General features: G+C 50.7%; 7 protein-coding genes and 2 pseudogenes. All 9 read right to left on the bottom strand.

Annotation, left to right across the window (positions count from 1 at the left end; genetic code table 11):
* Positions 1-2974: DUF4214 domain-containing protein (locus tag M0974_RS20090; RefSeq protein WP_297840720.1), on the bottom strand; the 2974-nt coding region annotated here is incomplete at its 3' end.
* Positions 2975-3819: 845 nt separating this feature from the next.
* Positions 3820-5817 (bottom strand): nucleoside-diphosphate sugar epimerase/dehydratase, encoded by a 1998-nt coding sequence (locus M0974_RS20085; protein ID WP_297840717.1) that lies wholly within the window; start codon positions 5815-5817, stop codon positions 3820-3822.
* Between the two features lie 102 nt (positions 5818-5919).
* Complete coding sequence (locus M0974_RS20080) at positions 5920-6933, bottom strand: glycosyltransferase family 4 protein (protein WP_297840714.1); 1014 nt, start codon at positions 6931-6933, stop codon at positions 5920-5922.
* Between the two features lie 108 nt (positions 6934-7041).
* Positions 7042-7296: pseudogene (locus M0974_RS20075) on the bottom strand (NAD-dependent epimerase/dehydratase family protein); the annotation flags it as partial.
* Entirely contained in the window at positions 7293-8408 is a 1116-nt protein-coding gene (locus M0974_RS20070; RefSeq protein ID WP_297840712.1) for a glycosyltransferase family 4 protein, read from the bottom strand. The gene M0974_RS20070 and the pseudogene M0974_RS20075, both read right to left, overlap by 4 nt.
* Before the next feature lie 69 nt (positions 8409-8477).
* A complete protein-coding gene (locus tag M0974_RS20065) occupies positions 8478-9374 on the bottom strand; it encodes a GDP-mannose 4,6-dehydratase (protein WP_297840709.1) in 897 nt (298 codons plus the stop codon).
* Complete coding sequence (gene gmd, locus M0974_RS20060) at positions 9374-10405, bottom strand: GDP-mannose 4,6-dehydratase (protein ID WP_297840706.1); 1032 nt, start codon at positions 10403-10405, stop codon at positions 9374-9376. The genes M0974_RS20065 and gmd overlap by 1 nt, the downstream gene beginning before the upstream one ends.
* A gap of 561 nt (positions 10406-10966) precedes the next feature.
* Positions 10967-11305, bottom strand: coding sequence for a 4-amino-4-deoxy-L-arabinose-phospho-UDP flippase (locus M0974_RS20055; RefSeq protein ID WP_297840703.1), 339 nt, complete (start codon positions 11303-11305; stop codon positions 10967-10969).
* A pseudogene (locus tag M0974_RS20050) lies at positions 11305-11472 on the bottom strand (glycosyltransferase family 2 protein); the annotation flags it as partial. The pseudogene M0974_RS20050 and the gene M0974_RS20055, both read right to left, overlap by 1 nt.

The following is an 11472-nucleotide window of genomic DNA, read 5'->3' as shown; positions in this document are numbered from 1 at the left end:
TGGTAGCGGAATCAACCAAGGTATAAGTGTACGAACCGTGGTTGGTGGCGTTGTTTACAACAGCAACCGAAGACACGTCGAAGGTGCCCAAGTTTACGCCTACGTCGGTGAAGGCGTAGTTGTGACCAATCAAGGCAGCGGAATTCAGCGGGCTCTGAATGTCAGCCAACGTATCGGCGATCGAGTAGGTGAACGAATGGTCAGTAGTGATTGCGTTCAGCAAACTCAGATTAGCAAAGCTCAACGCGCCTGCGGCTTCACCGGTGACGGTAACAGCAGTTGCATTGTGTACGGCGGCAGACGTGATGGTAGCTGTCAGCAGGTTAGTGCTGGTGTCGGTCAGCGTGTAACCGTAGCTGGTGCCGTTGGTTGCAGTGTTGACCACAGCAGCCCCAGTAACCGAGAACGTGCCCAGGTTAGTTGCGACATCAGTAAACGAGTGAGTGTGGCCGAGCAGCGCAGCAGCGTTTGCAGGAGATTGAATGTTCGCCAGGGTGTCAGCTATAGAGTAGGTGAAGTTGTCACCCGCATCAGTAGTGATCGCTTTCAACAAGGTGACCTGAGCGAAGCTCAGGGGGCCAGCCGCGTTACCAATCACGGTAACGACGTTCGCGCCCGTTACCGCAGCGCTTGCAACGGTAGCAGCCAGAAGATTGGCAGCGGAATCAACCAAGGTATAAGTGTATGAAGTGCCGTTAGCAGCATCATTCACTACCACAACCGAAGCAACGTCAAAAGTGCCAAGGTTAACCGTAAGGTCAGTCAGGCTATAGGTGTGATTGAGCAGCGCGTCGGCATTATCCGGATTCTGGATATTGGCCAGCGTATCTACGATTGAGTAAGTGAACGTGTGATCAGATGTGATCGCGTTCAGCAACACTAGGTTAGCGAAGCTCAACGGGCCAGCAACTTCACCAGCAACGGTGACCTCAGCAGCGTTAGCAACAGCAGTAGATGTAATGGTCGCGGCCAGCAGAGCATCGGCGCTGTCGGTCAGGGTGTAATCATAATCAGTGCCATTGGTCGCGAGGTTAACCACGGCAGCACCGGTTACAGTGAACGTGCCTAGGTTGCTGCCGTTCAGGTCAGTGAACGCGTAATCGTGACCGGTCAGCGCAGCGGCGTTGTCCGAGTCTTGGATGTTGGCCAAGGTATCGGCAACGGTGTAGTTGAAGCTTGAATTACCAGCGGAAACAATCGTTTTCAGCGAAGTGATGCTGAAGAAGCTCTGTGCGCCTGCATCGTTACCGGTAACTGCGATAACGTTGGCGAATTGAACAGCGTCGCTGTCCACGCCAGCGTCTAACAGGTTTGAAGCGGAGTCGGTCAGATTATAAGTATACGAGGCATGGTTCGTAGCACCAGTCACCAAAGCGGACGTCGCCACGGTGAACTCACCGAGATTTACAGCTGTATCGGTGAAGCTGTAATCATGATCTGCCAAGACAGCAGCGCTGCCGTCTGCCTGCAGATTGACTAGCGAGTCGGCGATCGAGTAAGCGAAAGTGTTGCCATTGGTGATGGTGGTCAACAAACCAAACTGCTCAACGGTCAGGACGCCCGCATCGCCATTGAGAACTTGCACGTCGCTAGCGCCATCAATGATTTCGCTTGATGCCGCCACCAGATTGGTAGGTGTGTCGACTATGCTATAGGAGTAATCAGCGCCGTTCGTTGCGCCAAGAACTGCAGTCGCACCAACCACGGTGATCCCGCCTAACGACAGCCCGTCATTATCGGTCAAAGCGTAGGTGTGGTTTGCAAGCGCGGCAGCGTTGTCGGTGCTGGTGATGTTCGCAAACGTGTCAGCTATCGAGTAGCTGAAAGTGTGATCTGTAGTGATCGACGTCAGCGAGGTCAGATCTTCGAAACTCAACGGGCCTGCAGCTTCACCACTGACAGCAACAGAAGTCGCACCAATCGCGGCTACTGCGGTAGCGCCTGTTTCTAACAGGTTTGCAGCGGTATCCACGATAGCTTTGAAGTCAACGCCAGTCAGGGCCGGATTGGCTTGGAAAGCTTCGATCGAACCTTTGGCGGTAACAGTGGGGCTGGCATATCCGCTTACATCAACGCTTGCGAACGATGCAGTAACGCCTTGATCAATGCCAGCACGTAAAACAGTGTGGGCATCGAGATCAATCGTCACTGCGTCGGTAGAAGTACCACCGATTGTCAGTACACCACCAGCTTCGGACAGGATAAACGGAGTAGACGCGTTCAGCGAGTCGGAAGCAGCCTTGGCTGGGTCAGCCAGAGCAGTAGGGTTTGCAGCTACATCACCGACGCTACTGATCAACGAGGACAGATCCGTAGTAACCGATTTGTCGGCGCTAGCTGAAGCAACGTAAGTTGCCAAGTTTGTCAGAGTAGCAGCAAGGTCTGCTGGCGCTGTGGTACTGATCAGCGTGGCGATTTTCGTCAAGGCTGCGTTGTACGCGTCCAACGTGGTCGAGTCCGCGTTAACTGGAACCAGAGCGATCAACGACTGCGCTGCCGCCAGGCTGTTCGAGTCAGCAGTGATGGTGGTCAAAACCTTGGAAGCAAGACCGAGGTCATTCATACCTTGGTCAGCAAAAGACACGCCTACTGCTGCTTTGTTGCTGATCAACGCAGCGTCAAGAAGGCCCTGATCCGAAGTGTTGGCCTTGGCGCCGTTAATGACTGCAGCAACAAAGGTCTCACGGTCTACTGCGCCACTGTTTAGCTGAGTAGTCCAGTAATCCAGGCCAGCGGTGTCGGCAGTACGATTCAGGACGTTGGTATAAATCTGCTGGATGAAAATCGCGGTTGTCTGACCGGTCGGATAATAGATCTGAGCCTCAGGCTGAGATTCCATCCAGTTTTGTGCGATTTGGTTGAGTGTGATAACGCCGGAACCGAGTTGATCCACCCAGTAAGCGAGGCCACCTGCATCAGGAGCGCGGTTGAAAAAAGCAGTGTACAGCTCAGCAACATCCGTTTGTGTACTCATTTAAAGCTCAACTCCTAATACAAAGATACGAAACTTCATCGAAATGAAATTCTTTATGGGTAGCTCAGATTTTTTTCAACGGCCGCCGGAGGAGGAGACCGCATTCTTACTAAGGGTGCTAAGCATCTCACCGAACTAAAAAATCTTCTAGTTATTTGTGATGGCACATCGCCAAATTTACGGCGCCATCTAAACGCTATATCGTCCACGGATTGGGCTTCTTGAGAGGCCGTTTGTCGGCTTCACAACATCTATATGGAGAACTCATACGAAGTGACACGAAAATCCCCCTCAAAACGTTCTTACCGTCAAAAATCTTCCGCTGCCAACCCTTTTATGTATGAGTTGCTCGCTTTCTTGGCGCCAACTCCCTGTGCAAAATGCACGATTTGGACCCGTTTTGTACTGCTTCATCCTTGGTCAAAAACAGAGACTACCCCCTTTATCAACGGGGATTTCGCCTAAGGATTGGCGCTAGAGTGCTGGCAATCTTGATATGCACGTTTTGTGCCTCATAACCGTCCGGCACTTGTTATCCGCAACAATTTATACGTAACCGCAATGGCAAGTTTGTTCGCTGCCGGTAAACGAATACAACGGCGTTGCCCCCCTCGGCCAACTACAGATCAGGATCATCTTTGTGGCAAATACGGTAAGGCTTCATTTCCATCAGTGACTAGGCGTCTGAAGGAAAATGCATAAATCAGCTTGTGTTGGGGGGAGTCAAGGATGTTTTGCGGATTTAGGTCGACTGCTAGTAGAAACGTACAGATGGTTGCGTAAGGTTTGAGCTATCCGCTACTAGGGATATCGCCGATACCAACAGGACTCACGCAATCGTCATTTTATAAAGGCTTCTTCTGGTGCTGCTGATGCACCCAGTCAACGATCTCGCCGCCAGGGCTGTAACCACTGACGACATTCCGAAGCAATTGACGAACGCGCTCATAGTCATTTGCTTCAACAGCCAGCAGCAACTCTGCGAGACTTCCTCGGAGTTGATCCCAGGTAAGGAAGTCTTCGATGGCTCGCATGATCATCGGGTGTTTCGTCTCGGCCACGTTGTCGCCGATCAGCAGTTCCTCATAGAGCTTTTCGCCGGGACGCAAACCGGTGAATTCAACCTCGATGTCGCCTTGGGGGTTTCGCTCAGACCGGATGCTCAGGCCAGACAAATGAATCATCCTCTCTGCGAGCTCGACGATCCTCACCGGCTCGCCCATGTCCAGAACGAACACGTCACCGCCCTGCCCCATCGAACCAGCTTGAATGACTAACTGAGCAGCCTCAGGAATAGTCATAAAGTAGCGAGTAATTTTGGGGTGCGTAACGGTGAGTGGTCCACCATTTTTGATTTGCTTGTGGAAGAGCGGAATAACCGAGCCTGACGAACCTAAAACATTGCCAAAGCGGACCATGGTGAATCGGGTTTTATTAACCCGAGAAACATTTGAGGTATCGCCAAAAAGGACCGGGGCAATTTCTTGACTCAGTGCTTGCAAGGTCAGTTCAGCGAGGCGTTTAGTGCTACCCATCACATTGGTCGGACGCACCGCCTTGTCAGTCGAAATCAACACGAAATTCGAAACCCCCGACTGCAGGGCAGCCTGGGCGGTGTAAAGCGTACCCATTACGTTATTGAGTATGCCTTCAGCAATATTATGCTCAACCATGGGCACATGCTTGTAGGCGGCGGCGTGGTAAACGGTATTGACCGCCCACATCCTCATCACTTCGAGGACCTTGGCTTTATGCTGAACAGAGCCAAGTATCGGGAGAATTTCAACAGCCAACGACTCACGCTTTTTGCGCTGTTCTAACTCACCGAGAATATTGTAAAGGTTGAACTCCGCATGATCGAACAACAATAATTTTTTAGGCCCAAGTCCGATAATCTGCCTACAGAGCTCAGACCCGATTGATCCGCCAGCGCCCGTCACCAGAACCACCTGACCTGAGATGCAGCGCTCCATGAGGTCTGCTTGCGCAGGTACGGAATCACGACCTAATAGGTCAGCGATGTCCACCTCTTGGATATCGCTAACCTTGACCCGTCCACTTGCCAGGTCCGTAAAATTTGGCACACTACGGATGTGCAGTGGAAAACCTTCTAAATAACGTAAAATTTCTCGACGCCGAGTTCTCGAAGAGGAAGGTAACGCCAGCAGTAACTCAGTTGCTCCCGTTACATCGATCATGTCCTGAATATGTTTAGGCTTGTAAACCTGCAGACCAGCAATTATACGGTTCGCGATATTCGGGTCATCGTCAATGAATGCCACCGGACGCATCACTCGTCCCATGCGAAGTGCTGCTACCAACTGATTACCAGCAACCCCGGCGCCGTAAATCGCGACCTTGGTTAAATTTTCATCCTTATTGCTAAAAGGCGTGTGGTGCGCACCCGAAAACCAATTACCCATAAAATACTGGCGCATGGCGAGCCGTAGCCCACCAACGATTACCATGCTCAACCACCAATAATTGAAGATAATTGAGCGCGGAATAACGGTTTCGTGGTTGCTGTACCAATACACAACAAACGCGAGCAGCAGAGAAGACAGGCTGACGGCTTTAATAATGGCAACCAATGCATCATTGCCAAAATAGCGCATCACCGCCCGATACATTCCGAAACGGATAAATAATGGAATAGCTACAATGGGGGCACTTACGAACAACCAGGTGTGTTTCGCAAGGGGATTGATCAAATCGTCTATGCCCAGACGAACGACAAACGACATCCACAGGGCAATCCAGACAAGCACTATGTCCGTCAGCACCTGCAACGTTCTCTTTTGCCTTCTGGAAAGGCTTACCAGATATGCGCGAAGTTTATCCATTAGTCATTATCCGTAGCCGGCTCCATTAATCGGTACCGGCCAATTGTACGTATTTACGGCCCGAGGTTCGAGGTTGGACAACGAAATAGTATAAATGGCATGCTAATTTTCTCGTGCTCCTGCTTGAAGCTTCCAGGCCAGAACCAGCAAGGGAGTATAGGCAAGCATAATGCCAATCGCCCCATCCAGCTCGAAACAGACAACGGCAATCGCCAAGGGCAAAAGCCAAAACATATTAATAAGCCCCACAGCGATCGTGACCGGCAGGTGCCGCCCATAGCGACGAGATGCAAATTGGTAAGCGTGACTGCGATGGGCTTCATATATTTTGTCGCCCCGGGCTAGTCGACGAACCAGCGTGAAGGTCGCATCCACGATGAATACCCCCAACAAAATGCACCAGGCCCAAAAAAATTCAGGCCTGACCCAGGCGCCTTGAAGCGATAAGACCCCCAGGACCATGCCCAAGAAAGAGCTTCCGGCGTCACCCATGAAGATTTTAGCAACGGGGAAATTCCAAAATAAAAAGCCCAATACTGAAGCAGCCAACAGTAGCGGCGCCCAGATCAACGCTTTATCGCCAGTCAGCCAGTAAATCAAACACGCCCCGAGACACACAGAGATCGCCTCGACTCCGGCGATGCCGTCAATGCCGTCCATGAAGTTATAAAGATTCAGCATCCAGACAAGGTAAAGCGCGGCCAGAACATAGCCCAACCAGCCAAAGGTTACCCACACTCCGAATACGTGCAGCGCTGGAAAACCTCCGCCCCAAAAAAGCGCCCACGCCGCTGCAAAAAAATGCCCCAGCAAGCGCCACCGCGCTGCCACATGCCCGTGGTCGTCAATAAAACCTGTCACGGAAACTATGAGTCCTGCGCCAGCTGCGCCGGTAAAAAAAACCGATGAGATGGTATCAGCCCACAGCAAATACAAAAGTGCGCACAGGAAGACAACAACAATGGCTACCCCCCCGCCGCGGGGCGTAGGCAAAGTATGAGAGCTTCGGGCGTTGGGGATGTCTAGTAAGCTTTGTGCCAGCGCATAGCGGCGAAGCGCGGAGGTTAGAAAAAACGATACAAACGCGATTGCGGGGGTAAGCCACCAATAACTCATGAGATACGTGATTCCAGAAAATGTTGGGCGGTGAATCTTAAACCATGATTCAGATCGACCCGTGGCTTCCAGCCGGGTAATTCACGTTTTTTGCTGATGTCCACTAGCGTCCATGGAAGCGGGAACATCCTGCGCAGTAAACGGTTTGCCTAGCGACGTGGACTCGCCATTAACCTTGATCGAGCCGATAAAAATGCATCGTTTTACACCGGCGGCAGTTGCCTGACGAGCAAGGTTCAGGGTGCCCTCGATATTCACTTTTCTGATATCAACAAGCGGACTCTGTGCGGAATCATTCATCACATGTACCCGAGCTGTCGTATGCACAACGACCTCAACTGACCGGACAAAAATCGCCTTCAGATATGCAGGAGCTCTCTATAGACGTTCGCATAGGACTCAGCCATTACGTCAGCTGAGAAAAACTCCTCGTACCTTCGCTGGGCATTTTCCCCCATCGTTAATGCCATCTCTGGGTTTTGCCAGAGCGACAGCATAGCTTGCCCCAGCGCAGCAGCATCGCAGGGGGGTACCACCAAACCTGTTTCACCGGCGATATTGATAAAGGTGGTCCCTGTGCCAATTTCACAAGAGATCATAGGTTTGCCGAACATGGCGCCCTCTAGCAAAGAGATGCCGAACGATTCGGATCTCAAGTGCGAGGGAAAGACAAATGCATAGCAGAGTTCAAGTAGAGCAGCCTTATCTTCATCGGGTAATGAGCCCAGGAAATACACATTGTTCAAGCCTAGCTGTAACGCTCGCGCCTTCAATTCCTGCTCAAGGTGCCCGCCGCCCAGTATCACAACCGGCAACTGGGTTGCATGAGCGGCTTCCAGAAGATAGTCGAGGCCCTTGTAGTATCTGAGCGCACCAACAAACAAAAAAAAGCGACTCCCAACTAGCTGACGCCAGTAATCGAGCTTTTCATCCGATGACTGTGGGTATGTCCCTCGATCCAGGCCGTAAGGAATAATACGAACCTTTGCCTCAAACTTATTAAGTACTGGGCTACTCTGCGCATAATTGGGTGATGAGGCGACAATACGATCCACGCTGGATAAGAACCGATCCATTAATGGCCTGTAAAGTTTAAGCAACGTCTTCTGCTTGATGATGTCCGAATGGTAACTAACGACTGTCGGCTTCTTGATTCGACAAGCGAAGTGCACAACATCCATCAATGGCCAGGGAAAATGATAATGAATCACATCCGCCGTCTTCGCCAGCGCTGCAAAGTCTTTAAATACAGAGAGTGAAAACCCTGTAGATGCCAGATGAAAATCAAGCTTTGACCGATGACTTACGTGGTGGCCAACGATTTCATCCCTTGCCCCGCCTTGACGGCTCAGTGATAAAACTTCGGACTCAAACCCATGGCGAGCCCCTCCTTCGGCGATTTGAAAAATCACCTGCTCGCTACCACCCATGGTTTCCGGATAATAAGTTTTGTAAAAATGGAGAACCTTGATCATTTACCTCTTACCACCGCGTTATCACCCTTAAGGATTTTGTCGCGCACCAACTCATAACAACACATCCGATTATTTAGCCTTCAACATCCAGCCCAGAGTTTCATCCAATGCAGGTGTTTTCCAACCCGGAAGCAGCGACCGTAAAAGAGAGTTATCCCCACATAGAGTCTTAACCTCGTTGGCTCGGACGAACGCAGGATTCACTTCAACCTGAATGTCCTGGCCTGTGGAAAACTTACACATTTCAATCACTTCACGAAGCGAATAAGCAGTCCCCGAGCTGACATTAACAGTCTGCCCCAGCGGCTTGGCTTCAATGAGGCCACGATAGGCCTGCACCAACGCACGCACGTCACTGAAATCCCGCCACACGTCCAGATTTCCTAGTTCGATTTTTTCGGCTTTACGGCGAAAGTGCGACACGATTTTGGGTAAAAGGAAGTTATCGGCCTGGCCCACACCCGTGTAGTTAAACGGACGAGTAATCACGAGAGGCAGGCGCCCCTGCCACAAGTTAGCCATGTGTTCCATGGCTAACTTGCTCACCGCATAGTCGTTAGCGGGTGATGGTGGAGTCGACTCCGTTAGCAGGCCCGCAGAGGCATTACCATAGACGTTGGCACTGCTCGCTAGCAAAACGCAATCAAGTTCTTTCCCACAATCAGCGATGGCTACAAGCAGGTTGCGCGTACCAATCAAGTTGACCTGGTAAAACGCCTCTGCAGCGCCATGCCCGACAAAGGCCAGTGCGGCAAGGTGGACAACAACATCTGGCTGAATCTGTGCCAGCAAGGAGCAAAGAGCAGGACCATCTGCAAGATCCACTTGGTGATAATTTTCATCCTCGGAGGATTGACTACCTAACCCGATGACTTCATAACCATTGGCTTGTAGCTCCTCGGCCATGTAGCGACCGGTGAAGCCATGAATACCTGTAATCAGTGCACGCTTGCCAGCAATACTCATCAGAATGAGAAACCTTGTTCGTTACGACGAAGATCCGCTTCAACCATCATGCGGCACAACTCTTCGAGCGTTGTTTTTGGTTCCCAACCTAGTACTTTTTTAGCTTTCGCTGGGTCACCGATGAGCAACTCAACTTCAGTTGGACGATAGAATTTCGGGTTGATGGTCACCAACACTTTACCCGTTGCTGTATCAGTACCCTGCTCGGCTTCTGCTTCGCCGGCCCAAGCGATGTTGATGTCAACAGCCTTGAACGCCATGGAAACAAAATCGCGAACCGTTTCAGTGCGATTGGTTGCGAGTACAAAGGTATCCGGCTCATCGGCCTGCAGCATGCGCCACATACCTTCGACGTATTCCTTGGCAAAACCCCAATCGCGCTTGGCGTCCATATTGCCAAGTTCCAAACTGTCCAACAGGCCCAGCTTGATCTTGGCGACGGAGTCGGTGATTTTACGGGTCACGAACTCGCGACCGCGCAGAGGAGACTCGTGGTTGAACAAGATCCCGCTGGTGGCGAAAATCCCGTAAGACTCACGATAGTTGATCGTCATCCAGTGAGCATAGAGCTTGGCCACACCGTACGGGCTACGCGGATAGAAGGGAGTGCTTTCTATCTGAGGGATCGCCTGGACCTTACCGAACATCTCTGAAGTCGATGCCTGGTAGAAACGAACCTTGGGGTTAACGATGCGGATGGCTTCCAGCAAATTCACACAGCCAAGGCCGGTAATCTCTGCGGTGGTCAGCGGTTGATCGAACGAAACACCAACGAAGCTCTGAGCTGCAAGGTTATAAACCTCTGTCGCCTCAGTGGTCTGCAGCAGACGAATGCTGGCAGACAGGTCTGTTAGGTCATACTCAACCAGATGCAGGTTAGGGTGTTGACGAACGCCAAGCTCATCAATGCGCCAGAAATTGACAGAACTGGTGCGGCGATAGGTTCCATAAACGGTATACCCCTTACCCAGCAGCAGTTCCGCCAAGTATGCGCCGTCTTGCCCAGTGATGCCGGTAACAATTGCTTTCATGCGAATCCTTCGAAATCCATCCGAGTGCTCTAAAGCACATTTTTTAAAAATGCCCTACGCAGAATCTATGGAGGGCATCGAACAACGCTGAATCATACCTGCTGAGAAGCCCTTATACGACCAAGACAAGCCAAATCATGCACAGTTTCGCCCCAAGAATCGTAGTCTGAATGACGAATTGGACATGATCAAATTTCCTAGAATCCTTTCCAAAGGTGTCCAGCGCTCATCTCACTTTCGCCAGCGCATCTTGGCCAACGAGGTCGCTAGAACCTATGAGTGTGTTATCTCGATAAAATTCAGACCACAGCCTGAAATCTATGCCTCAGAGCTGACATAGCCCCCCGATAGCGGCATCAATCTGGACATGAGAATTTGAATGTATTCGTCATCCGAAACACCAAGATAAAGCCCATCTAATCTTAGAGTCAGCAAAAACCAATGTGAGCACCATGATGCCCATAATAGCTGTGGAAGCGCCCAAGCGTCCCCTTTTGATAATTGCATACCGCCTTCCTGCGCCTATTAATATATGACACCGCGACCGTGCATTTCAATAAACTAAGACTTTACCGCCAGTATTATACCGAACATGATAAACAGCACTCCGACAAAATATTGCATCTGGAAGCGCTCACCTAAAATGAAATGGCTACCAATCGGTACGAGAACAAACGCCAAGGCCATAAGTGGATAAGCTTTGCCTAATTCAATTTTCTGTAGAACCCATACCCATGCGATGGTCGTTAAACCATACAGCGCAAACGCAGAGCCCAAGATCATGAGGGTTTTTAAGTCAAAAAAAGTACCTGCACGCTGCAGTGAACCGGCGCTAAGTTTGAACATTATCTGCCCTGCGGCAATGCCAAATACACACAAGATAGCGATGGCATAAACCATTACAGATTACCTGCTTTAGTCTTCGGTTTTATTTTTGACAAATGGAACGGCCTTCTAGGTACGGATGCAATATCTTGGCCCAAAAAAGCAAGTATTAATTGAATACCTAAAATTATCGGGAGCGCAGAAAGCATCACTGTACCGGCAGGAGTAGAAATACCAGTGTA

It is taken from the genome of Pseudomonas sp. (genome assembly GCF_026224925.1).
Lineage (GTDB): Bacteria > Pseudomonadota > Gammaproteobacteria > Pseudomonadales > Pseudomonadaceae > Aquipseudomonas.
The sequence above is the reverse complement of the archived record's forward strand: the minus strand, read 5'-3'. Positions and strand labels throughout refer to the sequence as shown.